This window comes from Altererythrobacter sp. KTW20L, assembly GCF_023501975.1.
Lineage (GTDB): Bacteria > Pseudomonadota > Alphaproteobacteria > Sphingomonadales > Sphingomonadaceae > Alteraurantiacibacter.
This window is the reverse complement of sequence record NZ_JAMFLH010000002.1, coordinates 182312-207311: the sequence shown is the minus strand read 5'-3', so window position 1 is coordinate 207311 and position 25000 is coordinate 182312. Positions and strand designations below refer to the sequence as shown.

The following is a 25000-nucleotide window of genomic DNA, read 5'->3' as shown; positions in this document are numbered from 1 at the left end:
CATTTGGAGGGTGAGCTTGTTCACCGAGCGTGACAACCAGGGACACGAAGCGGGGGCAGGCGGGAATTTCCCGTCGGCGCAGCTGTCTTTGGCGCACGCTTTGCCGCCGAAATCCGTAACGGATTCCGCAGCTGTTTCACGCAAGCAGGCGCGCATCGGCGGTTTTGCCGATCGCTATCACGAATGGCGCGAACATGCTTCGCTGAGGCTGTCGGGCATCGATCTTGCGCCCGATCTGGCGCGCGACATTGGTTCGCGCCGGTGGCTGCGCGGGGTTGGCACGCTGGTCGGCCTGTCGGCGCTGGCGCTGGCGGCATTCCCCGGTTTTTCCGAAGTCGAGGCCGCACCCTCCATGGTGATCGACGACCATGTGCGCGACGAATTCCGCAGCCAGATGATCATGCCGCTGGCCCTGGGGGCCGACAGCGGCCGCCGGATGGGCGCGACCCAGGCGGTTATCCCGCTGACTAATGCCCCTGAACGCCCGCGGCTCGACATGGTTGCTACCCTGGCCCAGGGGGACAGTTTCGAGCGCATGCTGCGCCGTGCCGGGGTGAGCCAGGACGAAGCAGGCGAGATCGCCCGCCTGATTGCCGGTGCCATGCCGCCAAGCGAAATCCAGTCCGGTACGCAGGTCGATATCACCTTGGGTCGCCGCCTCGCTTCGGGTGCGCCGCGACCGGTCGATGCCCTGTCCTTCCGTGCGCGGTTCGATCTGCAACTGGCGGTGGAGCGGCAGGACGGGCGGCTGGTGCTCAATCCCAAGCCGATCGCGGTCGATGCCACTCCGCTGCGCATCCGTGCCACGGTGGGCGACAGCCTTTTCCGCTCCGCCCGGGCGGCCGGTGCCCCGGCGGCATCGGCGCAGAAGTTCCTGCGGGTGATCTCGGCTGAAATGAACGGCGATATCCGCGCTGGCGACGAGTTCGACCTGATTGTCGATTACAAGCGCGCCGCAACCGGCGAAGTGGACGAGGGCGAACTGCTCTACGCCGCGATCCTGCGCGATGGCCGCCCGGTAAAGCGCATGATGCGCTGGGGCCGCGAAGGGCGCTACTTCGAAGCTTCTGGCGTGGGAGAGCAGCGCGAAGGCTTGCTGGCTCCGGTGCCGGGCGCGATCACCAGCCGCTATGGCATGCGCCGCCACCCGATCCTCGGTTATCGCAGACTGCACGCTGGCCTCGATTTCCGGGCTGCCCAGGGCACGCCGATCTATGCCGTTACCGATGGCCGCGTGACCTTTGCGGGGCGCAACGGCGGGCATGGCAATTTCGTGCGCCTTAGCCATGCGGGCGGTCTCGGCACGGGCTATGCCCATATGAGCCGTATCGCGGTGAGCAATGGCCAGCAGGTCCGGCGCGGGCAGGTAATCGGCTATGTCGGATCGACCGGCCTCAGCACCGGACCGCACCTGCACTACGAAATGTACCGCAATGGCCAGACGATCGACCCGTCAACCGTGCGCTTTGTCACCCGCGCCCAGCTCGAAGGGCGCGAACTGGCCGATTTCCGCGCCCAGTTGGACCTGCTGCAACGGGTGGAACCCGGTGCGGCCCTGGCTCCGCTCGCACCCGATCCTGCCTTTGTCGACGAACCCGCGCGCGAGATCGACCGGCTGGAGAACCGCCAGCGGATCCCGGCGTAACGCGCGGCTGATTGCAGTCCAGCGGCTTTTGCGGCAGGACGCTCGCCCATGAACACCAGCCATTCCGCCAGCTATCCAGCCACCCGTTTGCGCCGTAGCCGCTCTGCCGGCTGGAGCCGGGCACTCCACCGCGAGACCGTGCTGACCCCGGCAGACTTGATCTGGCCGCTGTTCGTGACCGGCGGCAAGGGCGTGGAAGAACCCGTCGGCTCGCTGCCCGGCGTCTCGCGCTGGTCGGTCGACCTGGTGGCCGAGCGGACGAAGGAGGCCATGGCCCTGGGTATCCCATGCGTGGCGCTGTTCCCCAATACGCCGCACGATCGCCGCAGCGAGGACGGGGCCGAGGCGGTCAATCCCGACAACCTGATGTGCCAGGCAATCCGCGCCATCAAGCAGGCCTGCGGCGAGGGGATCGGCGTGCTGACCGACGTGGCGCTGGATCCCTATACCAGCCACGGGCAGGACGGGCTGGTGGACCAGGCGGGCCGCGTGGTGAACGATGATACGGTCGCCGTGCTGGTGGACCAGGCACTGAACCAGGCGCGCGCCGGGGCCGATATCATTGCGCCCAGCGACATGATGGATGGCCGCATCGGCGCGATCCGTGCCGCGCTGGAATCAGGCGGGCATCATGATGTGCAGATCATGTCCTATGCCGCCAAATATGCCAGTGCCTTCTACGGCCCGTTCCGCGATGCGGTGGGTTCAGGCGGCCTGCTGAAAGGCGACAAGAAGGGCTACCAGATGGACCCGGCCAATGCGCTGGAAGCGTGCCGCGAAGTGGCGCTGGACATTGCCGAGGGCGCCGACAGCGTGATGGTCAAGCCCGGCCTGCCCTACCTCGATATCGTCGCACAGGTGAAGGCGCGGTTCGATGTGCCGGTCTTCGCCTACCAGGTCAGCGGCGAATATGCGATGATCGAAGCGGCAGCAGCGGCCGGCGCAGGGGATCGCGATGCGCTGGTGATGGAGACCCTGCTGGCCTTCAAGCGCGCGGGCTGTTCCGGCGTGCTGACCTATCACGCGCCTTTGGCGGCGCGGCTGCTCAATGGCTGAAGCGGTACTGCAAACCGCACGGCTGGATCTGCGCTGTCCGCAGGCGTCTGATGCAGGCGAGATGCAGGATACGGGCGCTGTGTTCACCGTGCTCAATACCCCGACGGTGATGGAGCATCTGGCAGGCGTGATAACCCGCGCCCAGATTGACGAGCGGCTGGCCCGCTCTGCAGCCACCTTTGCTGCCGAAGGGTTCTGCTTCCTGCTGATGTTCGAGCGGGATGGTGGCGCACTGGTGGGCCATTGCGGGCTCAAGCGGGTCGATGACATCCATGCGCCTAATCCGGGCGATCTGGAAATCGGCTGGCTGGTGCGCGAGGACCGCTGGCGGCGCGGCTATGCCCGCGAGGCGGTTGATGCAGTTCTGCGCTGGGCCTTTGAGGATCACGGTGCTGAATTCGTGGTGGCACAGGCATCGAATCGAAACGTGGCCAGCTGGAGCCTGATGGAGGCGGTCGGCATGACCCGCGCGCCCGCGCTCGAGTTTCACGATCCCGATTATCCGCCGATCGATAATCCGACGATCGTCTACCAAATCACCCGCGAGGAATGGGCCACAAGATGACTGCCGATCCACGCTTCCCCGGGGCCACGATCCTGCCGTTCGAGGGCAAGGTGCCGCAAATCCACGACAGTGCGTTTATTGCCCCCGGCGCGAGGATCATTGGCGATGTGACAATCGGCCCGCAGGCGAGCGTGTGGTACAACTGCGTGCTGCGCGGCGACATCCACCGCATCGTCGTCGGCGCGCGGTCGAACGTGCAGGATGGCACGGTAATCCACGTCGAAGGCCCGCGGCCCGAAGCCTCCGTGCCGACAGAGGGCCTGCCCACCCTGATCGGCGAGGATTGCGTGATCGGCCACATGGCCATCGTCCACGGAGCCACGGTGGAGGACGGCGGCTTTGTCGGCATGGGCGCGGTGGCGATGGATGCCAGCCGGATCGGCCCCGGCGCGATGCTGGGGGCAGGCGCCCTTCTCAGCCCCGGCAAGGTGATCCCGGCGGGCGAAGTGTGGGTCGGCCGCCCGGCCAAATTCTTCCGGGCGCAGGACGAAAGCCAGATCGCCAAGATCCGCTTCCAGACGGAACGCTATTGCCGCCTGGCAGAGCGCCACCTTGCCGAACTGCGCGGTCATGGCGCGGCCGAAAGCTGACCTGCCCGAAGCGGAAGCGATCCGTGCGCTGGCCGATGGCGAAGGGCGGCTTGCGGTGCGGGTAACGCCGGGCGCGCGCAGCGAATCCGTGGTGATCGAGAACAACCGCGTGCTGGTGAAAACGCGCGTGAAGCCGCAGGACGGCGCGGCGAACGAGGCGGTCCTCGCCCTTCTGGCAACGGCACTCGGCTGCGCGCCCTCACGGCTCCACTTGTTGCGCGGCGCAACTTCGCGCGACAAGCTGGTTCAACTGGGCTGAGCGGACTTCCGTTCGATTTCCGCTGCCACAAGTACCAGCGCCAGCGCCCACAGGCAGGCCAGCCAGGGCGCCGCTTCCGGCCAGCCGAGAAAGGCAATCGCGCCGAGGAAACCGCCACTTGCCAGGCTGGCCCACAGGATCAGGCTGGCCAGCGCGCCCTTGCCGCCCCTGCCGCTGCCGCCGATCCAGCCTGCCAGTCCTTCGCCCATGCGCACCAGCGCGCCGGTCATATAGGTCACGCCCAGCGCCACTCCGCCATCCCTGCGGAACACATTGTTGATCGCCCCCATGGCCAGCACGGCCCCGCCAAGGAACAGTTCGGTGCTGCCCGCCGCCTGCCCTCCGGCCGCAATCAGCAGCAGCATTGCCGACAAGGCCAGCACGGCAGTCTTGCGGCGCGCACCGAAATGTTCGGCCACCAATGCGCCCGCTGCCACGCCCAGCACGAAGCCCGCCAGCAGCAGGCCCGCAACCAGCGCGGGACCGGCATCGCGCGCCAGTTCCACCCCCAGCCGCGTGGTATTGCCCGACATGAACGAAACGAAGAAGCGGTCCGCCGCCAGGAAGCCCGAGGCATCGACGAACCCCGCTACCCCCGCGATGGCATAGGCAAGCAGGCGTTCGGCGCGATCAAGCTGGATCATGCCCTATACTGCGCCGCACCGCAGGGAAATTCAATCTGCGGTGGTGTGGTTGCCCGCCATACCGCGCGCCATCATCTTGAAGCGATCCATCATCAGCACCCCCACCGGATGATCGGCGAGGCCGCAGTCGGCAAAGGCCGCCGCCATGGCTTCGATCCATTGCGCGGCGGTTTTGGGAGTAATGGGCAGGCCTCCGTGCGCGCTCATCATGCATTTGTCGGGGTTCTGCTCGAACCAGTCGCGCGGGCCGCCTGCCCAGCCGGTGAGAAATCCGGTGAGCGAGTGGCGCATCGGGCCAAGGTCAGCACCGTGCATGGCGCGCAAAGCTGCAAAGCGCGGCTCGCCGTCCATCAGGTCATAGAACCGGTCCACGATCCGGGCGATGGCAGTGCGTCCGCCGATGCGGTCGAACGGGGTTAGGGCGGTTTCCTGCATGAGGCCTGCCTAGCACCGGTCCCGCCCAGCACCTTGACCTGCCGCAAAGTCAATCCTTGATCAGTGCCCGCAGTGCGTCGATCCGGTCGGCCTCGTGCGCGGGCTTGTCCCAGCGGATGCGGCGGATGCGCGGGAAACGCATGGCCAGCCCCGACTTGTGGCGCTTGCTGGTGTGGACCGAATCGAAGGCCACCTCGAACACCAGGCTCCGCGTCGTCTCGCGCACCGGACCGAAGCGCTGGGTGGTGTTCTGGCGGACATGCTTGTCGAGCAGGGCCAGTTCCTCGTCGGTAAAGCCGGAATAGGCCTTGCCGACCGGCAGCAGGTCGGCCCCCTGGTCAGGATCACCGTCCCAGCAGCCGAAGGTATAGTCGGAATAGAAGCTGGAGCGTTTGCCGCTGCCGCGCTGGGCATACATCAGCACGCAATCGACCAGCAGCGGATCGCGCTTCCACTTGTACCACAGGCCGACCCGGCGGCCCGACACATAGGGGCTGTCGCGCCGCTTGAGCATAAGCCCCTCGATCGCCTCGTCGCGTGCGCCCTCGCGGATGGCGGCGAGGGCGGCGAAATCGGGCGCTTCGACCAGCGGCGACAGGTCGAAATGGCTGGCGGGGAGGTGCTCCATTAGCGATTCCAGCCGCTGGCGTCGTTCGGTCCAGGGCAGCGGGCGCAAGTCCTCGCCATCAAGCACCATGACGTCATAGAGCCGCACGAAGGCGGGGTAATTGGCCAGCATGGCTTTCGACACGGTCTTGCGGCCCAACCGCTGCTGCAATGCGTTGAAACTGGCCGCGCCGCCACTTTCGCCGCCCTGGTGGCTGCCGCGCACCAGCAATTCGCCATCGAGCACGGCATCGACCGGAAGAGCCGCGACCATTTCAGGGAAGCTGGCCGAGATATCATCGCCCGAGCGCGAATAGGCGCGCGTCTCGCCGTTCACGCGGACCAGTTGCACGCGGATGCCGTCCCATTTCCACTCGGCGACATAGTCCGCCAGATCGACTTCGGTTTCCTCCAGCGGGTGGGCCAGCATGAAGGGGCGGAACAGCGGCAGGTGATCGGTGCGCGGCGGCGGCGCGCCGTCTGCCGCCCAGGCGAACAGCGGGGCATAGGGCGGCTGCTGCCCGTGCCAGTACTCCTCCACCTCGTCGATCGGCACGGCAAAGGCCAGGGCAAAGGCCGTGCGTGCCAGCCGCGCCGATACGCCTGCACGCAAGGCTCCGGTGGCAAGCTTGATCAGGGCATAGCGGCCCGGTTCGTCCAGCCGGTCGAGCAGCAGCGGCAGGTCGCGCATGACGGACTGGCGGGTCATGGCGGACAGGCGGCCCACCACTTCGTCAAGGCTGGGCGGCGGCGTGACGTCAATTGTGGCGGGCGCGGGCCACAGCAGGCTGGCGGTCTCGGCCGTATCCCCCACGAAATCGCGGCTCAGTGACCACAGTACCGGATCGACCCGCTCGTGCATCAGCGCGCGCACGGTGGAGCTCTTGACCGCCGGAAAATCGAGCCCGCCGGTGAGGGCCGCCATGGCCCAGCCGCGATCGGGATCGGGCGTGGCAAGGAGGTAATCCGCGATCAGCCGCAGTTTGGCATTGCGCCCGGTCGTATAGGTCAGCGCATCGAGCAGGGCGGCGAAATGCTGCATGCTAGATCCTCCCCAGCATGGGGAGGGGGACTACCTGCAAGGTGGTGGAGGGAGTCGGCGTACCGGCGCGAGGTAGCCTTGTGCGGCAAGCCCCCACCACCCCCCTTCGGGCGGTCCCCCTCCCCGTTTCGGGGAGGAATTTGCGCCGCTCAGTCATCCTCGTCTTCATAGCCGACCAGCGCCAGGGCGCGGGCGCGGCGCTGGTGGAGCTGGTGCCAGCGCAGCAGGGCTTCCTCACGGCCGTGGGTGATCCAGGTTTCCGCCGGGTTCACTTCCTCCACCGTGCGGGTCAGTTCGTGCCAGTCGGCATGGTCGGAGATGACCAGCGGCAGTTCCACCCCGCGCTGGCGGGCGCGCTGGCGCACGCGCATCCAGCCACTGGCCATGGCGGTGACCGGATCGGGCAGGCGGCGGCTCCACCTGTCGCCCAGGGCCGACGGCGGGCAGACCACGATGGCCCCGCGCATTTCGTCTTTCGGCGTGTCGGCCACCAGCCGCAGTTCGCCCAGGCCCACCCCGAAATCCTCATAAAGGTGGCACATCTTCTCCATCGCGCCGTGGAGGTAGATCGGCGCATGGTGGCCTGCCTGCCGCAATTCGGCGATCACCCGCTGCGCCTTGCCCAGCGCATAGGCGCCTACCAGCACGCACCTGTCCGGCTCGGCCCCCATCCGGGCGAGCAGCTTGGCGATCTCCTCCTCGATCGGCGGATGAGTGAACAGTGGCAGGCCGAAGGTCGCCTCGGTAATGAACACGTCGCAGGGGGTGACTTCGAACGGGGGACAGGTGGGATCGGCGCGGCGCTTGTAATCGCCGGTTATCACTACCCTCTCGCCCGCGTGCTCCAGCAGGATCTGCGCGCTGCCGAGCACGTGGCCGGCGGGAATGTAGGTGGCGCTGACGCCGCCACCCAGTGCGACCGTCTCACCGTATTCCACCGGTATGGCCCCGGCAGAAGTCGCGTAGCGCAACTTCATGATGGCGAGGGTGGCCGGCGTGGCAATCGTCTCGCCGTGGCCGCCCCGAGCGTGGTCGGCATGGCCGTGGGTGACAAGGGCCCGGTCCACCGGCCTGGCCGGATCGATCCAGGCATTTGCCGGGAGGATGCGGATGCCGTGCGGATCGGGGCGGATCCAGGAGAAGGGTGCGCTCATAGGCTGCCTAAATGGCAAGGGCGGCGCTGGAGTTCCAGCACCGCCCTTTGGTACCTGTCTGAAGCCGAGCCTCAGTCTTCGGTCGAATCTTCCTCGGCCGGGGCATCAGGTTGCTTGGCAGCGGCCTTGCGCGGCTTCTTGGGCCGCGAGGCCTTGGGCGCGGCGGGGGTGAGTTCGAAGGCGAGCTTGTCGTCCTTCATGCTCACATGGACTTCGCCGCCCTGGGCCAGCTTGCCGAACAGCAGTTCTTCCGCCAGCGGCTGCTTGACCTTTTCCTGGATCAGCCGCGCCATGGGCCGCGCACCCATCATCTTGTCATAGCCGCGCTTGGCCAGCCACTCGCGGGCATCGCTGTCGAACTGGATATGGACGTTCTGGTCGGCCAGCTGCAGTTCGAGCTGGAGGATGAACTTGTCCACCACCCGGCTGACGATCTCGGTCCCGAGATAGGCAAAGGGCACCACGGCATCGAGGCGGTTGCGGAATTCAGGCGTGAACATCTTCTTCACCGCCTCTTCCTGTGCCTCGTGCTTGGTCCCGGCACCAAAGCCGATTCCCTGCTTGGCAGCGTCCGATGCACCGGCATTGGTCGTCATGATGAGGACCACGTTGCGGAAGTCCACCGTCTTGCCGTGATGGTCGGTCAGGCGGCCGTTATCCATCACCTGCAGCAGGATGTTGAACAGGTCGGGGTGGGCTTTCTCGATCTCGTCGAGCAGCAGCACGCAATGCGGGTGCTGGTCGATTGCATCGGTAAGCAGGCCGCCCTGGTCATAGCCGACATAGCCCGGAGGCGCGCCGATCAGGCGGGAGACGCTGTGGCGTTCCATATATTCCGACATGTCGAAGCGCTTCAGCTCAATCCCCATGATCTGGGCGAGCTGGCGGGCGACTTCGGTCTTGCCTACGCCGGTGGGGCCGGAAAACAGGAACGAGCCGATGGGCTTGTCCGGATCGCGCAGGCCCGCACGGCTCAGCTTCATCGCTGTGGCGAGCTGGCCGATGGCCTCGTCCTGGCCGAAGACGACGCGCTTCAGGTCCTTGTCGAGGCTGGCCAGCGCGGCCTTGTCGTCCTTGCTGACCGATTTCGGCGGGATGCGCGCCATGGTGGCGATCACCTTTTCGATATCCTTGGCGGTCAGCGTCTTGCGGCGGCGGCTGGGCGGCACGAGCATCTGCATGGCGCCTGCCTCGTCGATCACGTCGATCGCCTTGTCGGGCAGCTTGCGGTCGTTGATGTAGCGAGCCGACAGTTCCACCGCGGTCTTGATCGCCTCGGGCGTATACTTGACCTTGTGATGCTCCTCGAAGGCGGTGCGCAGGCCCTTGAGGATCTTGATCGTGTCTTCCACCGTGGGTTCGTTCACGTCGATCTTCTGGAACCGGCGCAGGAGGGCCCGGTCCTTTTCGAAGTGGTTGCGGAATTCCTTGTAGGTGGTCGAGCCGATGCAGCGGATAGCGCCCGATGACAGCGCGGGCTTCAACAGGTTGGAGGCATCCATCGCCCCGCCGCTGGTCGCGCCGGCACCAATCACCGTGTGAATTTCATCAATGAAAAGAACGGCTTCCGGCATTTTCTCGAGTTCGTTGACGACCTGCTTCAGCCGCTCCTCGAAATCGCCGCGATAGCGCGTACCGGCCAGAAGGGCACCCATGTCGAGGCTGTAGATGACGGCATCTTCCAGCACTTCGGGCACTTCGCCTTCGACAATCTTGCGCGCAAGGCCTTCGGCAATGGCCGTCTTGCCCACGCCCGGGTCGCCCACGTAGAGCGGGTTGTTCTTCGACCGGCGGCAGAGGATCTGGATCGTCCGGTCCACTTCCGGCCCGCGCCCGATGAGCGGGTCGATCCGGCCATCCAGCGCCTTCTGGTTGAGGTTGACGCAGAACTGGTCGAGCGCGGAATCCTTCTTGTTCTTTTCCGGCTTTTCGTCCGCCGCGCGGGAAACTTCCGGCTCTTCGCTGCCCGAAGGCGGGCGGTTTTCGATCTGGCGGCCGTTCTTGCCGATGCCGTGCGAAATGAAGCTGACCGCATCCAGCCGGCTCATATCCTGCTGCTGGAGGAAATAGACCGCATAGCTGTCGCGCTCGGAAAACAGCGCGACCAGCACATTGGCGCCGGTGACCATGTCCTTGCCGCTGCTCTGCACGTGGAGGATGGCGCGCTGGATCACCCGCTGGAACCCGGCGGTGGGCTTGGGATCCTCGTCATCATCGGTTTTCAATGACTGGTATTCCTGGTCGAGGTACTGGCGCACCACGTTGCCCAGTTCGGGCAGGTCCACCCCGCAGGCAGTCATCACTTCGCCCGCATCCTCGTCATCCACCAGGGCCAGCAACAGGTGTTCGAGCGTGGCATATTCATGCGCGCGATCAGTCGCGTGCTGCAGCGCGTTGTGGAGCGATTTTTCGAGGTTTTGTGCGAACCTTGCCATGATTACCTGTCTTTCGGGCGCATGATAGCGCCACATGAGTTGCGATTGGCTGAATGCTGCCGCCCGCCTTGATACCAACGATATATGTCGCAGCGGCGCGATTGCGAGGGGTACGAAGGGCCGCCCCGGCCCATCAGCTCTGACTTTTCGGCTTGAACAGCATGTCGGCCAGCTTGCGATGGTCGGCAGCCTTGGCGTGTTGTGCCTTCACGCGGGCAATTTCGGCTTCGAGCTGGGCGATCCGCTCCATCAGCTCGTCCTGCGAATAGCTGTCGAGCGGCTCCTTTGCCAGGAGGCCTGCCGCGTCACCGCGCTTGCGGGGAAGATCGTCTTCCATTGCATCGCAGCATCGCCCCATGCCCGCTTGCTGTCAATGGGCTGCAACCCTAGGGAATAGGGGTTACAGCAAGATGTGACTTGGGGATAATTCGTGTTTGATTTGCCGAACAGGATGCGGGCGGTGGGGATCACTGCGCCCGGCGGACCGGAAGTATTGCAGCTGGTGGAGCGGGAGGTGCCGCAGCCGGGGCCGGGGCAGGTGCTGGTGCGGGTCAGCCATGCAGGCGTGAACCGCCCCGATTGCCTGCAACGCGCCGGGCTCTATCCACCGCCGCCGGGTGCCAGCGACCTGCCAGGGCTGGAGATTGCCGGAACTGTCGTGGCCATAGGCGATGGCGCGGACGTGGAGTTGCTGGGCCAGAGGGTCTGCGCTCTGGTGAACGGCGGGGGCTATGCCGAATATTGCCTCGCCGTGGCGGGCCACTGCCTGCCCGTGCCGCGCGGCCTGTCACTGGCAGAGGCCGCCGCCATGCCCGAAACGCTGTTCACCGTGTGGCACAACGTGTTCCAGCGCGGCATGGTGCGCGATGGCGAGGTGCTGCTGGTCCATGGCGGGACCAGCGGGATCGGCACCATGGCGACCAAGCTGGCCAGGCTGTTCGGCGTGACCGTGATCGTCACCTGCGGGTCGGACGATAAATGCACTGCTGCGCTGGATGTGGGTGCAAACCATGCGATCAACTATCGCACCGCCGATTTCGTCGAGCAGGTAAAGGCGCTGACCGGCGGCAAGGGGGCAGACGTAATCCTTGATGTGGTGGCGGGCACCTATACCCAGCGCAATCTTGATTGCCTTGCCATCGAAGGGCGACTGGTGACCATTGCGACGCTGGGCGGTCCAGTGGCCGAGGTCCACATGGGCAAGCTGATGGTCCGCCGCCAGACGATGACCGGTTCGACCTTGCGCCCCCGGTCCGACGCCTTCAAGACTGCCCTGGCGGACGACATCGCGCAGAACGTGTGGCCGCTGGTGGCAGAGGGTGTGCTCAGACCGCAGATGGATCGCAGCTTTGCGCTGGCCGCCGCGGCAGATGCCCACCGAAGAATGGAAGCGGGCGAGCATGTCGGAAAGATCGTGCTCGACCTGACAGGAGAGGATTGAACATGACCCTATCATCGCATCCGGTTGAACAGTGGGACCGGGCAGACCTGCTGGGCGCAGTGGACGATTACCTCGCCGCGCTGGCGGCCCGCGATCCTTCGGGCCTGGTGTTCTCGCCCGATGTCATTTTCACCGAGAACAATGTGCAGATGCGCATCGGCGATGGCTTGTGGAACACCATTTCCGCCGTCCGGCCCGACTATGACCTGAAGCACGCTGACCTGGAAGACGGGCAGGCAAGCTGGTTCGGGGTGATCGAGGAAAGCGGGCATCCGGCCATCTTGGCCCTGCGGCTGGCCTTTGCCGAAGACGGGATCTGCGAGGTCGAGACCATCGTCTGCCGCGCCCACGAACTGGGGCCGTTCCCGGAGATCAGCGGCTATGAAAAGGCCCCGCGCCCGCTGCTGCTGGCCGATGTGCCGGTGGAGCAGCGTACCCCGCGCGCGCGTCTGATCTCCATTGCCGATGGCTATTTCGACACGATCCAGCTCAACGATGGCAAGCTGTTCACCCACTTTACCGACGAATGCGACCGGATCGAGAACGGGCTGCAGACCACCAATGTCGATATCGAAGGCTATCCCATCGCGAAGATGGGCACGGCCGACCAGTTCCGGCTGGGACAGTACATCTATGACGACCGCCTGCGCGACCGGCGTTACCCGCTGGTGGACGAGGAAAAGGGCGTGGTCCTGGCGGCCGGGTTCATCGACCATGCCGGCAAGGTGACCGATGTCACCTGGACCGATGGCAGCCGCCACAAGTCGATCTTCCATTTCCCCCACAGCTTCGTGCTGCTCGAACTGTTCAAGATCGTCGATGGCAAGATCGCCGAGGTGGAAGCGGTGTTCGTGACCGTGCCCTACAACATGGTCAGCCCGTGGATCGCCCCGCAGCCCTATCTGGTGGAGGGCTGACAGGTCCAGCTGTCACAAGTCGGTCATGTTGTCGCCAATCTGACTCGCAAATGAGCGCAGGGTGTAACAAACCTTCGGCATAGGCCTTTAGCCATGACAGGCAATAAGGGATCCCGCACCATGTTCGGGGACTATCTCGAAGGCAATCTGGGCAATAGCCCGGTCGTGGCACGGCTGGCGGATTTCGAACGGCAGGAGCCATCGATCCCCGAGCCGGTTTCAGGTGAACGGCGCAAGTTCCGCACGGTGTGGATCAGCGATGTCCACCTCGGCACCAAGGGCTGCAACGCCGGACTGCTGATCGACTTCCTCGACTCTGTCGATTCCGAAACGATGTACCTGGTTGGCGACATCATCGACGGGTGGCGGCTGAAGAAGAAGTTCTACTGGCCGGCCAGCCACAACGACATCGTCCGCCGGATCCTCAAGCGCGCCAAGCGGGGGACGCGGATCGTCTATATCCCCGGCAACCATGACGAGATGTTCCGTCAGTTCACCGGGCTGAACTTCGGCGGGGTGGAGATCCGGCGCGCGGCCTTCCACGATACCGCCGATGGCCGCCGCCTGATGGTGCTGCATGGCGACGAATTCGACACGATCATGCTGGCCCACCGCTGGCTCGCCTTCGTCGGGGACGCGGCCTACCACCTGCTGATGGGCCTGAACCTGTGGGTCAATGCGGTGCGGCGGCGGTTCGACCTGCCCTACTGGTCGCTGTCCAAGATGGCCAAGCACAAGGTCAAGAACGCGGTTGAGTTCATCTCGCACTATGAAGAAGTGGTCGCCCGCGCGGCAGGGGAGCGCGGGGTGGATGGCGTGGTCTGCGGCCATATCCATACTGCCGAACACCGGATGTTCACCCACAACGGCCGGCAGATCGAATACTGGAACGACGGCGACTGGGTGGAAGGCTGCAATGCCCTGGTCGAACATGACGACGGGCGGATGGAAATCCTCCACTGGCCGGCCGAAGTGGCGCGGCGCCAGGCCGAAGCGGCGGCGCGGGCTGTTCCGGCTGTGCCCGCTGTCGTGCTTGAAGCAGCCTGATGAAGATAGCTCTCGTCACCGATGCCTGGGCCCCGCAGGTCAACGGCGTGGTCCGCACTCTGGCCAGCGTGAGCGGCGAATTGCGCAGCCTAGGGCACGAGGTGGAAATCATCTCTCCCGACCGGTTTCGTTCGGTCCCATGCCCGTCCTATCCCGAAATCCGCCTGGCGCTGGCCGGGCCGGGCCGGGTTGGCGACATGCTGGCGCGGATGCGTCCTGACGCCATCCATATTGCCACCGAAGGCCCGCTCGGCTGGTCTGCCCGCCATTGGTGCCTGAGGAATGGCCGCGCCTTCACCACCGCCTATCACACCCAGTTTCCTGACTATGTGGCGCGCCGCACCGGGCTTCCGGCAAGCTGGATCTGGCCGGTCATCCGCCGCTTCCACCGCCCCGCCGCCGCGATCATGGTGGCGACCGAGACGATCCGGTGCGAACTGCGCGCACAGGGGCTGGAGCAGTTGCGCCACTGGAGCCGGGGCGTGGATACGGCCCTGTTCCACCCGGACTATCCGCCGCCCGACCTGTTCCTCGGCCTGCCGCGCCCGATCCAGCTCTATGTCGGGCGGGTGGCGGTGGAAAAGAACATCGAGGCCTTCCTTGGGTCCAGCCATCCCGGCAGCAAGGTGGTGGTGGGCCATGGTCCGGCGCTGGAATCCCTGCGCGCCCGCTTTCCCGAGGCGCATTTCCTTGGCCAGCTTGGCGGAGCGGACCTGGCGGCCTGCTATGCCGGGGCGGACGTGTTCGTGTTTCCCAGCCGCACGGACACTTTCGGGCTGGTGATGATCGAGGCCCTGGCCTGCGGCACGCCGGTGGCGGCCTATCCGGTGGCCGGCCCGCTCGACGTGCTGTCGCCCCGGTCCGGCGTGATGGACGATGACCTCGACCGGGCGATCGCCATGGCCTTGACGCTGGACCGCAGCGATTGCAGCGCCCATGGCCGGTCGTTCGGCTGGCGGGCGAGTGCGCAGCAGTTCCTTGCCGCCTTGCAGCCACTGGGCCAGCCCGAGGTGCCCGCCATGCTCTCGCCGCATCCGGCCTGAGCGCACCCGCCACCCGCCCCTGACTCAAATGCTTGCCCATCGCGGCGCAAGCGACTAGACCGCAAGGGTAACGGCCGCTCCGCAAGGGGCGGCCCTTTTATTTCCGGCGCGATTTTCGCGCCCGACATTTCGGAGATTTGACGTGGCCCAGCCCACTCCCCTGATGCCCCATGCGACCGCCTCGTGGCTGGTCGACAACACCGCCCTGAGCTTCGAGCAGATCTCGGAATTCTGCGGCCTGCACATTCTCGAAGTCCAGGCCATGGCCGACGACCTCGCCAGCTCCAAGTACACCGGGCGCGATCCGGTCCACTCGGGCGAACTGACGCACGAGGAGATCGAGCGCGGCCAGGCCGATACCGAATACCGCCTGAAGATGCAGAAGGCCCCGGTCGATGTCAGCCGCACCAAGGGCCCGCGCTATACCCCGGTGTCCAAGCGGCAGGACAAGCCCGATGGCATCGCCTGGATCATCCGCAACCACCCGGAGATTTCCGACGCGCAGATCGGCAAGCTGATCGGCACCACGCGCAACACGATCCAGGCGATCCGCGAGCGGAGCCACTGGAACATCTCGAACATAACGGCCAAGGATCCGGTTACCCTCGGCCTGTGTTCGCAGCGTGAACTCGATGCCGCCGTGGCCCGCGCCGCCAAGAAGGCCGCTGCCGGCCAGCCGGTGGAAGAGCCGGTTGTGGACGAGAACGCCCCCGTCCGCCGCGACGACCGCGAAGTGCTGATCGAGGAACTGAAGGCCGAGCGCACCGCCTCTGTCGCCGCTGCCGCCCGCGCGGCACAGGAAGCCGAAGCCGAAGCATGGCTCGAAGCCAAGCGCGCTGCCGAGGCTGGCGAGGGCTGAACCTTTTCGCCTGGATGAAAACAGAAAGGGCGGCCCCACAAGGCCGCCCTTTTCGTATCCGTTGCCGGTCGAGCGCTTAGCTGGCCAGGGTCAGCTTGGGCTCACCATCTTCCGTTTTACCGGTAGTGCGCACTGCGCCGCGCGGCGCAAACCGGCCTTCGACCGCCGCACCCTGTTCGATGGTCAGTGTTTCATAGGCCACGTCGCCTTCGATCCGGGCGCTTTTCAGCACCACCAGGTCGCGCGTGGTGATCGTGCCCTTGACGTGGCCCGAGAGGCGCGCGCGTTCGGCGGTGATGGCGCCTTCGATGCGGCTCGCCTCGCCCTGCACCAGGTTGGCGCAGGCCAGGTCGCCCAGCACCGTGCCATCGACATGGAGGTCGGCCGAAGCCTCGACATCGCCGCGGATGGTGACATCGGTGCCGATCACCGAAAAGGTCGAGCCACTAGCGGCCATGGTTGTGGCTCTCGGCGCTGTGCGCGGTGTGGCCCGCGCGGACTTCTTCGAGAACATCGGGGGCGGACTCCAGGAAAGGCCGCGGGTTGACCGGGCGGCCATTGATATGGACTTCGAAATGGAGGTGCGGGCCGGTCGAACGGCCCGAACTGCCGATCCGGCCGATCACCGTGCCGGCGGTGACTTCCTGCCCGACGCGCGCATCGAAGCGCGACATGTGGGCATAACGGGTCATCATCCCGTCGCTGTGGGTGACTTCCACCGTGCGGCCATAGCCAGCCTTGTTGCCAACGAATGTCACGCGGCCATCGGCGGCAGAGTGGATCGGCGCGCCCATCGGCCCGCGGAAATCGAGCCCGGAGTGCATCGCGGCGCGGCCGGTGAACGGATCGCGGCGAATGCCGAAGCCCGAGGAAATGTTGCGCATGTCGGCCGGCATGACCTGCGGAATACCACTCAGCCCGCGTTCCAAATCACCCATGCGGGCAAGGCTAAGGGCCAGCCGTTCGAACCGGGGGTCGAGCGAGCCTTTGGCATCCGATGCCAGCATTTCCAGCGGACCACCCATGGCATCCTCGTCACGGACCATCACGCTGCGCGGATCGAGGCCCAGCGAACGGATCGCCTGTTCGGTACGGCTGGCGCGGCTGTCGGCATAGCGGGTGAGGCGTTCGACGAAGGCGAGCTGGCGCGCTTCGAGGCGGGCAAGGCCCGCTGCTTCGGGAATGGCGCCTTCGATCAGGCCGATAAGTTCGGCGGCCTCTTCCGCGGAATCGGAAACCGGGGCATCGCTTTCACTGGCGGCCAGCAGGTCTTCGGGCAGCATGTTGAGGATTTCGTCGAGATAGTCCTGCCGCTTGGCGAGGTCCTCGGTGGTGGCGGAAAGATCGTCGCGATAGACTTCCAGTCGGTCTTCCGCCTTGGCGACCTGGGCTTCGCGGGTCAGCAGCGAAGCGCGTTCGGAACTGGCACGGTACTGGCTGATCGCCATCGCGCCCATCGAGCCACCCCAGCCGAGCAGCGCTACGGCGGCAAGCCCGGCGGCAGTCATCTGCATGCGTGTGGTTACGGTAAGAAAACGGACCTGTCCGTGCGAGCGCATGAAGAACTCACGCTCGGGAAACCAGGCCCGCAGACGGTCCCAAAAACCGCCGGCGGTATGCTTGTCCAAGACGACCCCTTAAGTGTTGCTTCAGTCCCCGTCGGAGGTCTGGTTAGCGGCAACACGCAGCGAGTCGATGGCTGGTGTTAACCTTTGGGGCGAATCGAAGGCACAATGCGACGAGTCGATCCTCACGGTGGAAATATATTTTCGACGGCGCGGAACGAAACGCGATTTGGATAAACGCGACAGATTCGGTTACTTAGCCAGCACCACGCCGATTCGCGTGATTCCTCCTGACAAGCGGCCAGCCGGGTGTTATCCGCCCGCACCATGGAACAGGCAGAGCTTTTGCAGGACGATGTAACCACGCTGGTCGAAGGGCTGGCGCGGGCGGGGCGGCGCGCGCAGCGGGTGCTGGCGCAGATGCCGACCGAGGCCAAGGCCGCTGCCCTGATGGCAGCCGCCGCGACCCTTCGCGCCCATGCCGGGCCGATCCTCGCAGCCAATGCGCAGGATATCGCGGCAGGCGAGGCGCGCGGCCTGTCGGGTGCCATGCTCGACCGGCTGCGGCTGGATGCCAAGCGGCTGGAAGGCATTGCCGGGGCGATCGAGAATGTCGCCCGCCTGCCCGATCCCGTCGGCCAGGTGATCGACCGCAGCACGGCGCTGGCGGGCATGGACCTGGTGCGCCGCCGCATTCCCATCGGCCTCATCGGGATCATCTATGAAAGCCGCCCCAATGTAACGGCAGACGCCGCCGCGCTGTGCCTGATGTCGGGCAATGCGGCGCTGCTGCGCGGCGGAAGCGAAGCGGTCCATTCCAACCGGGCCATTGCTGCTGCCATGTCCGAAGGGCTGGCGAGCGCAGGCGTTCCGGCCGAAGCGATCCAGCTTGTCCCCACGCAGGACCGCGCAGCCGTGGGTGCCATGCTGGCTGCGGCGGGCCTCATTGACATGATCGTGCCGCGCGGGGGCAAGAGCCTGGTCGAACGGGTGCAGAATGATGCCCGCGTGCCGGTGCTCGCCCACCTTGATGGTATCTGCCACACCTATGTCCATGCCGCCGCCGAACCCGCGATGGCAAAGGAGCTGGCAGTCAATGCCAAGATGCGCCGCACGGGCATTTGCGGGGCGCTGGAAACCCTGCTGCTCGACGCTGCCTTCCCCGGCTCGGTCGAGGTCGTGGGCGCATTGCTCGATGCCGGGTGCGAATTGCGCGGCGATGCCCGCGCACAGGCGCTCGATCCGCGCATCAAGGCGGCCTCGGCGGAAGACTGGGACACCGAATATCTCGACGCCGTGGCCTCGGTTGCCGTGGTGGACGGGGTGGAAGCGGCGATGGACCACATCGCGCGCCATTCCAGCGGCCACACAGAAGCGATCATCACCGGCGATGCTGCCGTGGCAGACCGCTTCCTGGCCGAGGTCGATTCGGCCATCGTGATGCACAATGCCTCCACCCAGTTTGCCGATGGCGGCGAATTCGGGTTGGGCGCGGAAATCGGCATTGCCACCGGGCGGCTCCATGCGCGCGGACCCGTGGCGCTGGAGGGGCTGACGACCTACAAGTGGCAGGTGCACGGCAGCGGGCAGGCGCGGCCCTAAGGGGAGAATTGGCGATGCGTTACAACCGCCTTGGCCAATCGGGGCTGGTCGTATCGGAGCTGTGCCTGGGGGCCATGACCTTCGGCACGGCACCCAGCGCCTTCTTCCAGCATGATCTCGACCAGGCAGGCTCGACCGCGCTGATGAAACAGGCGCTGGATGCCGGCGTCAACTTCATCGACACGGCCAATGTCTATTCCATGGGGCAGAGCGAACAGTTCACCGGCCAGGCGCTGCGCGACCTCGGTATTGCCCGCGACCAGGTGGTGATCGCCACCAAGGGCATGGGGCCGATGGGCGAGGGGCCGAACGATGGCGGCTATGGCCGCGTCCACCTGCTCCACCAGATCGACGCCAGCCTGACGCGGCTGGGGCTCGACCATGTCGATCTCTACCAGATCCACGGCTGGGATCCCAACACCCCGATGGAGGAGGGCCTGCGCGCGCTGGAGGACATCGTGCGCAGCGGGAGGGCGCGCTATGTCGGGGTATCGAACTGGGCGGCGTGGCAGATCGCCAAGGGGCTGGGCATTGCCGAATTGCGCGGCTGGGACAGGTTCGTCTCCAACCAGGCGTTCTACGCCGTCTCGGGCCGCGAGCTGGAGCGCGAAATCGTGCCCATGATGCTCAGCGAAGGCCTCGGCCTGATGGTGTGGAGCCCGCTGGTGGGCGGCCTGCTGTCGGGCAAGTACGATTTTGGCGAAGATGGCGCGGTGTCGGGCGAGGGGCGGCGGGCAAAGCTCGATTTCCCCCGCGCCGACAAGCGCATGGCGGCAGAGGCCGTGGCGGCGATGCGGCCGATGGCAGAGGCGCGCGGCGTGGGGGTGGCGGCCATTGCGCTCGCCTGGCTGCTTCACCAGCCGGTCACCGCCAGCGTGATCATGGGGGCCAAGCGGCCCGAACAGCTGGCGCAGAACCTCGCCGCGAGCGATATCGAACTGACCCATGAAGAGCTCGCCGCGCTGGACGCCGTGGGCAAGCTCGACGATGAATACCCCGCCTGGGCGATCAAGGCGCAGGACGTGCGGCACGGCTTCCGCGTAACGCCGCGCCGTCCGAACAGGTGAAGCGAGGCCCGATCACCGGGCTGCTGGGCGGCAGCTTCAACCCTGCCCATCGCGGTCACCGGCGGGTGACGCTGTTCGCCATCGACGCGCTCGGGCTGGACGAGGCCTGGTGGCTGGTTTCGCCCGGCAACCCGTTGAAACCGCAGAGCAACATGGCCCTACTCGCTGCGCGCTTCCGCTCGGCGCAAAGGCAGGCGCGGCGGGCGCCGATCAGGGTGACAGCGATCGAGCAGGAGCTCGCCACCCGCTATACCGTGGATACCCTGCGCGCGCTGAAGCGGCGCTATCCCAAACGTCGGTTCGTGTGGCTGATGGGGGCCGACAACCTGGCCCAGTTCCACCGCTGGAAGAACTGGCGGCAGATCGCCCGCGAATTGCCGATTGCGGTCATTGCCCGCCCCGGCTATGATGACGCCGCTATCGCGAGCCCCGCGATGGCTTGGCTGCGGCGTTACCGGTTGTCCGCAGCCCGATTGTCCAACCGGGGCGAATGGAGCGCACCGGCGCTGATAGAATTGCGTTTCGATCCCGATCCGCGCTCGGCCACGGCCATAAGGCAGGCGGATCCGCACTGGGCGAGCCGGTTTTCCGGCCTTGCACATGGTCCGGCACTTGGGCCGGTTCTTCGGGACGAAGTCACGCATTCCCTACTTCGCAGTCAAGCACCGGACCGGGACGCATGAGGCGCTCCGGCCTGTCGCATGTCTGCTATGGGTCGGTATTCTCCATTCATTCGACACAGGAGCATGACACGTCGCGATGACCGATAGCCCGCACATGGCGCAAGCCCACCCGGCAGTTTCCGGCACCGCAACCATCATTTCCATGACCAGCAATCCAGACCACAGCATCACCGCCGAACCCGGCTCGCTCCACGCCCTGATTCTCGAACAGCTCGATGAAGATCAGGCGCAGGACCTCGTTTCCATCCCGCTGGAAGGCAAGAGCTCGATCGCGGATCACATGATCATCGCCTCGGGCCGATCCACCCGGCAGGTCGCTGCCATGGCGAGCAAGCTGGCCGAGAAGGTCAAGCAGAACGGCTATGCCCCGCCGCGCGTGGAAGGCCTGCCCGCAGCCGACTGGGTGTTGATCGACACCGGCGACGTGGTGGTCCACCTGTTCCGCCCCGAAGTGCGCAGCTTCTACAACCTTGAGAGGATGTGGGGCTTCGGCGACGAAAAGGTCGGAATGGCCTGACTTGTCTTGCCTCAAGCGCCGGCGGGGCCATCCGGCCCCTTAGGCTACCGCGCGGCGACGCGCGACGGCCGGTCGGCCTTGCGGGCCTCCGGCCCGTCCCCGCGCTTCCTCGGTAAGCTGGTCTGGTCCGCGACAAGCGGACCACATAGGGCAAACGCCCGCCCGCAGGTGCCCCGAAGCGTAGTGCAGGGATCAGCACCGAGGACCGCGCCCCCAGATGGGGGTGCGGAAAGCAAGGGATCCGCTTGAGGCGAAACAAAAAATGCTCCTCCACATCATCGCTCGCGGAAAGATCGCCCGCTCGCCGGAAGAGCAACTGGTCCAGCGCTATGAAAAGCGCCTGACCTGGCCCTTCAAGCTCACAGAACTGCCCGAAACAGGCGGCCGCATTCCCGATCCGCTGACCCCGTGCCGCACCGTGCTGCTGGACGAGAAGGGGCGCGACCTGTCGTCGGAGGAACTCGCCGCCATCCTCGAAAAATGGCGCGATGGCGGGATGCGCGAATGCCGCTTCGTGCTGGGTGCGGCGGATGGCCATTCCGACGAGGAGCGGGGGCAGGCCGACCTGCTGCTGGCTTTCGGGCGTGCCACCTGGCCGCACCTGCTGGCCCGCGCCATGCTGGCCGAACAACTGTTCCGCGCCACATCAATCCTTGCCGGACACCCCTATCACAGGTCAGGATAGCGCCATGTCGCGTATGCTCGTCCTGCTGTTTGCCTGCGCCGTGCTTGGCACTGCTGCCATGGCCCAGCGCGCGCCGGTGTTCGAGGACGCGGGCGAGACCCGCGCCGCCCTGCAACAGGCCCTGGCCGAGCGCGAGGCGGCAGAAGCGCGCTCCGTCCGGCTGGAAGCCGAGGCCGCCGCCAGCCAGGACGCGGTCGATCGCACCGCCCGCCAGGCCGCCGCGCTTGCCGCGCGGGTCCAGCAGGCCGAAGCCGGGATCGCCGCCGCCGATGCGCGGCTGGCCCTGATTGGCGAGGAACAGGCGCGGCTGCGCAGTGCCCTTGGCCGCGAACAGCGCCCCATCGTTACCCTGACTGCCGCCCTGCAGCAGTTCTCGCGCCGTCCCGTCGCCCTGTCGCTGCTGCGTCCGGGCGAAGTGCGCGATCTGGTTTACCTACGCGCCGTGATGGCCAGCACCGTGCCGCAGGTCGAGGCGCGCACCGTGGCCCTGCGCGCCGCGATCGATCGACAGGCCGTGTTGCGGCAGGAAACCACACAGGCCACGCAGGTCCTGCGGCAGGAGGAAGCTGCACTGGCCGAGCGGCGCACCGAACTGGCCGCACTCGAAGCGCGCCAGCGACTCGCCGCGCGCGAGGCGGGAAGCCTGGCCAGCCGCGAGGCCGAACGGGCGCTGGCCCTGGGCGAACAGGCGCGTGATCTCGATGCCCTGGTGGGCGAGCTTGACCGTGCCGCCGTGCTGCGCAACCGCCTCGCCGAACTTCCCGGACCCCTGCTGCGGCCCGAAGGAAATGCGCCGCTTGTCGCCGAGGAGCCCGCAGCGATCACTTCTGCCAGTGCACCTGTCGGCGCGCCCGCGCCATATATCCTGCCGGTCGCCGGCCGCACGGTAACCGGATTCGGCGCGCCGGTAAGCGGGGTGCTGAGCCAGGGGCTGACGCTGGCCCCGCGATCCAATGCCCAGGTAGTGGCACCAGCAGCGGGCCGGGTGGCCTTTGCCGGGCCCTATCGCGGCTATGGCCGGATCGTGATTATCGAGCACGCGGGCGGCTGGACCAGCCTTGTCACCGGCCTCGCCCGCAGCGACGTGGCCGTGGGCGACGAACTGGTCGGCGGCGCGCCAATCGGCGTGGCGGGGCCGGGTAGGCCCACCGTGACGCTGGAACTGCGTCGCGATGGCGAGGCGGTCAATCCGCTGGAATTCGCGCGCTGATACCCCACTTTGGCCGTGCCGATCCTCATCTGGCGTTAAGCCCGGGCCTGCGATACAACGCTGCTGGGATATGACAGGAACAGACCGCTGATGAAATTCGCTCCCGTTCTTCGTGCTGCCGCCTTGTGCACGGCCATTGCGCTGCTGCCTGCCACCACGGCGGGGTTCGCCCAGGTCGAAAGCCGCGCCTCGCCCGAGTTCGCCCGGTTGTTCGCCACCTACCAGCGGATCAAGGCGAGTTACGTGGAGCCGGTGGAGGACGAGGTGCTGATCCGCGGCGCGATCGACGGGATGCTGGCTGCGCTTGATCCGCATTCGGCCTATCTGGACGGTGCCTCGCTTGAGCGGCTGGAGACGATGATTGACGGCAATTACCAGGGCCTCGGCATTTCGATCCAGATGGACGATGGCGCGGTCAAGGTGGTCAGCCCGTTCCGCGGCAGTCCGGCAGAGGAAGCCGGAATCAAGGCGGGCGATTTCATCACACATATCGATGGCAGCCTGATCTTCGGGCTGGATATCAACGATGCCGTGGCACAGATGCGCGGCGTGGCGGGCACCACGGTGGACCTCACCCTGTTCCGCCCCGGCCGTGACGAGCCGCTGGAAGTCACCGTGACGCGTGGCGTGATCGACCTTGAGCCGGTGACCCATGAATTGATGGCTGGCAACATAGGCCACATCAGCGTCAACGAATTCAGCCGCGACGTGGGGGCCGATGTCAACGCTGCGCTGGCCGCCCTGCGCAGTGAAGCTGGTGGCAGGCTGTCGGGCCTGGTGCTCGACCTCAGGCGCAATCCCGGCGGTTCGCTGGATGAGGCCGTGGCCCTGTCGGACCTGTTCCTGTCCTCCGGCCAGATCGTCTCGCAGCGCGGCCGCAACCGCGCCGACACGGTGTTCTACCAGGCCGAGACCTATTATCGCGGCGATGCTGCCGCAGGCGTGCCGATCATCGTGCTGATCGATGAAGGCTCGGCCTCGGCCAGCGAGATCGTGGCCGGTGCGCTGCAGGACCATGACCGGGCGCTGGTGATGGGCGAGCGCAGCTTCGGCAAGGGTTCGGTGCAGACCCTGCTGCCGCTGACCCGCGATTCGGCCCTGAAGCTCACCACCGCGCGCTACTATACCCCTTCGGGCCGCAGTGTGCAGGAAGGCGGGATCGCGCCCGATATCCGCGTGCCCCAGCTGTCCGATCCCGATGCCGAGCGGCGCCAGCGCTATGCCCTGCGCGAAAGCGACCTGCGCGGTCACCTCGTCAACGAGATCAACCGCGAGGACGAGGCGCTGGAACGCGACCGGATCGACGACCCGCGCTTCCTGCTTACCTCGGCCGAGCTGGAGGAACAGGGCATCGAGGACTTCCAGCTGCACTATGCGCTGGAAACCCTGCGCCGCACGTCGCGGGTGACTGTGGCTACGCGCGCTGCCCCTGCTTCTCGCAACTAGGTCTGGGATGATGCGCAAGGGGGAATTCCACGCCCAGCGGCTGGCGCTGGCCATTCCGGCACTGTTGCTGGCGGGCGCCTATGTGTCGCAATATGGCTTCGGCCTCTATCCGTGCGAGATGTGCTGGTGGCAGCGCTGGCCGCATTTCGCCGCACTGGTCTTCGCCATTGCCGCCTATGCCATGCCGCCCCAGCGCCGCCCGCTGGTGGGGCTGGCGGCTGTCGCGATCCTGGTCTCGGGCCTGATCGGCGTGTTCCATGCCGGGGTCGAATATGACTGGTGGGAAGGGATCACCGCCTGCGCCCTGGCGCCCACCACCGGCGGCGATGCGCTGGAGGCGATCCTGGCCCAGCCGACGATTTCGTGCGACATTCCAGCCTGGACCCTGATGGGTATCTCGCTTGCCGGGTTCAACGCGATCTTTTCGATTGGCGGGGCGATCACCATATTCGCCCTGCTGCGAAAGAAGACCAGAAGGTAATGGAAA

26 protein-coding genes are annotated in these 25000 nt (G+C 66.2%); 18 read left to right on the top strand and 8 right to left on the bottom strand.

Annotated features, from left to right (window positions below; all coding sequences use genetic code 11):
• Positions 1–10 precede the first annotated feature (10 nt).
• The 5 genes from M3P36_RS02570 to M3P36_RS02550 are packed head-to-tail and all read left to right on the top strand — an operon-like array spanning position 11 to position 4115.
• Complete coding sequence (locus M3P36_RS02570) at positions 11–1645, top strand: peptidoglycan DD-metalloendopeptidase family protein (RefSeq protein WP_349630534.1); 1635 nt, start codon at positions 11–13, stop codon at positions 1643–1645.
• Positions 1646–1693: 48 nt separating this feature from the next.
• Positions 1694–2701: a porphobilinogen synthase gene (gene hemB, locus M3P36_RS02565; protein WP_249700313.1), complete on the top strand. Its 1008-nt coding sequence runs from the start codon at positions 1694–1696 to the stop codon at positions 2699–2701.
• Positions 2694–3266 (top strand): GNAT family N-acetyltransferase, encoded by a 573-nt coding sequence (locus M3P36_RS02560; RefSeq protein WP_249700307.1) that lies wholly within the window; start codon positions 2694–2696, stop codon positions 3264–3266. The genes hemB and M3P36_RS02560 overlap by 8 nt, the downstream gene beginning before the upstream one ends.
• Complete coding sequence (locus M3P36_RS02555; protein WP_249700305.1) at positions 3263–3856, top strand: gamma carbonic anhydrase family protein; 594 nt, start codon at positions 3263–3265, stop codon at positions 3854–3856. The genes M3P36_RS02560 and M3P36_RS02555 overlap by 4 nt, the downstream gene beginning before the upstream one ends.
• Entirely contained in the window at positions 3837–4115 is a 279-nt protein-coding gene (locus tag M3P36_RS02550) for a DUF167 domain-containing protein (RefSeq protein WP_249700302.1), read from the top strand. The genes M3P36_RS02555 and M3P36_RS02550 overlap by 20 nt, the downstream gene beginning before the upstream one ends.
• On the opposite strand, the gene M3P36_RS02545 is transcribed toward M3P36_RS02550, so the two are convergent.
• From M3P36_RS02545 to M3P36_RS02520, 6 genes are all read right to left on the bottom strand, one after another.
• Positions 4103–4759 (bottom strand): YoaK family protein, encoded by a 657-nt coding sequence (locus M3P36_RS02545; RefSeq protein WP_249700293.1) that lies wholly within the window; start codon positions 4757–4759, stop codon positions 4103–4105. The genes M3P36_RS02550 and M3P36_RS02545 overlap by 13 nt on opposite strands.
• Before the next feature lie 30 nt (positions 4760–4789).
• On the bottom strand, positions 4790–5194 hold the full coding sequence (locus M3P36_RS02540; protein WP_249700290.1) for a group II truncated hemoglobin: 405 nt from the start codon (positions 5192–5194) through the stop codon (positions 4790–4792).
• A gap of 49 nt (positions 5195–5243) precedes the next feature.
• Positions 5244–6842 (bottom strand): cisplatin damage response ATP-dependent DNA ligase, encoded by a 1599-nt coding sequence (locus M3P36_RS02535; RefSeq protein ID WP_249700277.1) that lies wholly within the window; start codon positions 6840–6842, stop codon positions 5244–5246.
• Positions 6843–6991: 149 nt separating this feature from the next.
• Positions 6992–7996, bottom strand: coding sequence for a ligase-associated DNA damage response exonuclease (locus M3P36_RS02530; RefSeq protein ID WP_249700267.1), 1005 nt, complete (start codon positions 7994–7996; stop codon positions 6992–6994).
• Between the two features lie 71 nt (positions 7997–8067).
• Positions 8068–10431 (bottom strand): ATP-dependent Clp protease ATP-binding subunit ClpA, encoded by a 2364-nt coding sequence (gene clpA / locus M3P36_RS02525; protein ID WP_249700257.1) that lies wholly within the window; start codon positions 10429–10431, stop codon positions 8068–8070.
• A gap of 133 nt (positions 10432–10564) precedes the next feature.
• Complete coding sequence (locus tag M3P36_RS02520; protein WP_249700246.1) at positions 10565–10768, bottom strand: DUF1192 domain-containing protein; 204 nt, start codon at positions 10766–10768, stop codon at positions 10565–10567.
• A gap of 114 nt (positions 10769–10882) precedes the next feature.
• On the opposite strand from M3P36_RS02520, the gene M3P36_RS02515 reads away from it, so the two are divergent.
• The 5 genes from M3P36_RS02515 (at position 10883) to M3P36_RS02495 (ending at position 15738) form a co-directional block, all read left to right on the top strand.
• Entirely contained in the window at positions 10883–11872 is a 990-nt protein-coding gene (locus tag M3P36_RS02515) for an NAD(P)H-quinone oxidoreductase (RefSeq protein WP_249700620.1), read from the top strand.
• Between the two features lie 2 nt (positions 11873–11874).
• Complete coding sequence (locus M3P36_RS02510) at positions 11875–12789, top strand: DUF8021 domain-containing protein (RefSeq protein ID WP_249700236.1); 915 nt, start codon at positions 11875–11877, stop codon at positions 12787–12789.
• A 120-nt stretch (positions 12790–12909) separates the two neighbouring features.
• Positions 12910–13836, top strand: a complete 927-nt coding sequence (locus tag M3P36_RS02505; protein WP_502798349.1) for a UDP-2,3-diacylglucosamine diphosphatase — start codon at positions 12910–12912, stop codon at positions 13834–13836.
• Complete coding sequence (locus M3P36_RS02500) at positions 13836–14879, top strand: glycosyltransferase family 4 protein (protein WP_249700225.1); 1044 nt, start codon at positions 13836–13838, stop codon at positions 14877–14879. Before M3P36_RS02505 ends, M3P36_RS02500 begins: the two co-directional genes overlap by 1 nt.
• 163 nt (positions 14880–15042) lie before the next feature.
• On the top strand, positions 15043–15738 hold the full coding sequence (locus M3P36_RS02495) for a DUF1013 domain-containing protein (protein ID WP_249700217.1): 696 nt from the start codon (positions 15043–15045) through the stop codon (positions 15736–15738).
• A 76-nt stretch (positions 15739–15814) separates the two neighbouring features.
• Here the strand turns inward: M3P36_RS02495 and M3P36_RS02490 are convergent, their stop codons facing one another.
• Together M3P36_RS02490 and M3P36_RS02485 are read right to left on the bottom strand one after the other, a co-directional pair.
• Complete coding sequence (locus M3P36_RS02490; protein ID WP_249700208.1) at positions 15815–16195, bottom strand: bactofilin family protein; 381 nt, start codon at positions 16193–16195, stop codon at positions 15815–15817.
• The gene (locus tag M3P36_RS02485) at positions 16185–17366 is read right to left on the bottom strand and encodes a M23 family metallopeptidase (protein WP_249700199.1); all 1182 of its coding nucleotides are present in this window, start codon (positions 17364–17366) and stop codon (positions 16185–16187) included. Before M3P36_RS02485 ends, M3P36_RS02490 begins: the two co-directional genes overlap by 11 nt.
• Positions 17367–17630: 264 nt before the next feature.
• Here M3P36_RS02485 and M3P36_RS02480 point away from each other — a divergent pair, with 264 nt between their 5' ends.
• The 8 genes from M3P36_RS02480 to M3P36_RS02445 all read left to right on the top strand — a co-directional run bounded on the left by M3P36_RS02480 (position 17631) and on the right by M3P36_RS02445 (position 24994).
• The gene (locus tag M3P36_RS02480; RefSeq protein WP_249700197.1) at positions 17631–18905 is read left to right on the top strand and encodes a glutamate-5-semialdehyde dehydrogenase; all 1275 of its coding nucleotides are present in this window, start codon (positions 17631–17633) and stop codon (positions 18903–18905) included.
• A gap of 14 nt (positions 18906–18919) precedes the next feature.
• A complete protein-coding gene (locus M3P36_RS02475; protein WP_249700176.1) occupies positions 18920–19972 on the top strand; it encodes an aldo/keto reductase in 1053 nt (350 codons plus the stop codon).
• Entirely contained in the window at positions 19969–20655 is a 687-nt protein-coding gene (locus tag M3P36_RS02470) for a nicotinate-nucleotide adenylyltransferase (RefSeq protein WP_249700173.1), read from the top strand. The genes M3P36_RS02475 and M3P36_RS02470 overlap by 4 nt, the downstream gene beginning before the upstream one ends.
• Positions 20656–20797: 142 nt before the next feature.
• Positions 20798–21172, top strand: a complete 375-nt coding sequence (rsfS, locus tag M3P36_RS02465) for a ribosome silencing factor (RefSeq protein ID WP_249700618.1) — start codon at positions 20798–20800, stop codon at positions 21170–21172.
• Positions 21173–21434: 262 nt separating this feature from the next.
• Positions 21435–21857 (top strand): 23S rRNA (pseudouridine(1915)-N(3))-methyltransferase RlmH, encoded by a 423-nt coding sequence (locus tag M3P36_RS02460; protein WP_249700162.1) that lies wholly within the window; start codon positions 21435–21437, stop codon positions 21855–21857.
• Positions 21858–21861: 4 nt separating this feature from the next.
• Positions 21862–23067, top strand: coding sequence for a murein hydrolase activator EnvC family protein (locus M3P36_RS02455; protein WP_249700159.1), 1206 nt, complete (start codon positions 21862–21864; stop codon positions 23065–23067).
• Positions 23068–23157: 90 nt separating this feature from the next.
• Positions 23158–24513 carry a S41 family peptidase gene (locus M3P36_RS02450; protein WP_249700147.1) on the top strand — a complete coding sequence of 452 codons (1356 nt, stop codon included), beginning with the start codon at positions 23158–23160 and terminating at the stop codon, positions 24511–24513.
• Between the two features lie 7 nt (positions 24514–24520).
• Entirely contained in the window at positions 24521–24994 is a 474-nt protein-coding gene (locus M3P36_RS02445; protein ID WP_249700139.1) for a disulfide bond formation protein B, read from the top strand.
• Positions 24995–25000: the final 6 nt, after the last annotated feature.

Excerpts from the sequence above, each read along its gene's own strand:
- M3P36_RS02530 (WP_249700267.1), bottom strand. The coding sequence starts at position 7,996 with ATGAGCGCACCCTTCTCCTGGATCCGCCCCGATCCGCACGGCATCCGC.
- M3P36_RS02510 (WP_249700236.1), top strand. The coding sequence starts at position 11,875 with ATGACCCTATCATCGCATCCGGTTGAACAGTGGGACCGGGCAGACCTG.
- rsfS (WP_249700618.1), top strand. The coding sequence starts at position 20,798 with ATGACCAGCAATCCAGACCACAGCATCACCGCCGAACCCGGCTCGCTC.
- M3P36_RS02545 (WP_249700293.1), bottom strand. The coding sequence starts at position 4,759 with ATGATCCAGCTTGATCGCGCCGAACGCCTGCTTGCCTATGCCATCGCG.
- clpA (WP_249700257.1), bottom strand. The coding sequence starts at position 10,431 with ATGGCAAGGTTCGCACAAAACCTCGAAAAATCGCTCCACAACGCGCTG.
- M3P36_RS02500 (WP_249700225.1), top strand. The coding sequence starts at position 13,836 with ATGAAGATAGCTCTCGTCACCGATGCCTGGGCCCCGCAGGTCAACGGC.
- M3P36_RS02490 (WP_249700208.1), bottom strand. The coding sequence starts at position 16,195 with ATGGCCGCTAGTGGCTCGACCTTTTCGGTGATCGGCACCGATGTCACC.
- M3P36_RS02495 (WP_249700217.1), top strand. The coding sequence starts at position 15,043 with ATGCCCCATGCGACCGCCTCGTGGCTGGTCGACAACACCGCCCTGAGC.
- M3P36_RS02540 (WP_249700290.1), bottom strand. The coding sequence starts at position 5,194 with ATGCAGGAAACCGCCCTAACCCCGTTCGACCGCATCGGCGGACGCACT.
- M3P36_RS02515 (WP_249700620.1), top strand. The coding sequence starts at position 10,883 with ATGCGGGCGGTGGGGATCACTGCGCCCGGCGGACCGGAAGTATTGCAG.
- hemB (WP_249700313.1), top strand. The coding sequence starts at position 1,694 with ATGAACACCAGCCATTCCGCCAGCTATCCAGCCACCCGTTTGCGCCGT.
- M3P36_RS02460 (WP_249700162.1), top strand. The coding sequence starts at position 21,435 with ATGCTCCTCCACATCATCGCTCGCGGAAAGATCGCCCGCTCGCCGGAA.
- M3P36_RS02560 (WP_249700307.1), top strand. The coding sequence starts at position 2,694 with ATGGCTGAAGCGGTACTGCAAACCGCACGGCTGGATCTGCGCTGTCCG.
- M3P36_RS02455 (WP_249700159.1), top strand. The coding sequence starts at position 21,862 with ATGTCGCGTATGCTCGTCCTGCTGTTTGCCTGCGCCGTGCTTGGCACT.
- M3P36_RS02555 (WP_249700305.1), top strand. The coding sequence starts at position 3,263 with ATGACTGCCGATCCACGCTTCCCCGGGGCCACGATCCTGCCGTTCGAG.
- M3P36_RS02445 (WP_249700139.1), top strand. The coding sequence starts at position 24,521 with ATGATGCGCAAGGGGGAATTCCACGCCCAGCGGCTGGCGCTGGCCATT.
- M3P36_RS02520 (WP_249700246.1), bottom strand. The coding sequence starts at position 10,768 with ATGGAAGACGATCTTCCCCGCAAGCGCGGTGACGCGGCAGGCCTCCTG.
- M3P36_RS02505 (WP_502798349.1), top strand. The coding sequence starts at position 12,910 with ATGTTCGGGGACTATCTCGAAGGCAATCTGGGCAATAGCCCGGTCGTG.
- M3P36_RS02480 (WP_249700197.1), top strand. The coding sequence starts at position 17,631 with ATGGAACAGGCAGAGCTTTTGCAGGACGATGTAACCACGCTGGTCGAA.
- M3P36_RS02450 (WP_249700147.1), top strand. The coding sequence starts at position 23,158 with ATGAAATTCGCTCCCGTTCTTCGTGCTGCCGCCTTGTGCACGGCCATT.
- M3P36_RS02475 (WP_249700176.1), top strand. The coding sequence starts at position 18,920 with ATGCGTTACAACCGCCTTGGCCAATCGGGGCTGGTCGTATCGGAGCTG.
- M3P36_RS02550 (WP_249700302.1), top strand. The coding sequence starts at position 3,837 with ATGGCGCGGCCGAAAGCTGACCTGCCCGAAGCGGAAGCGATCCGTGCG.
- M3P36_RS02535 (WP_249700277.1), bottom strand. The coding sequence starts at position 6,842 with ATGCAGCATTTCGCCGCCCTGCTCGATGCGCTGACCTATACGACCGGG.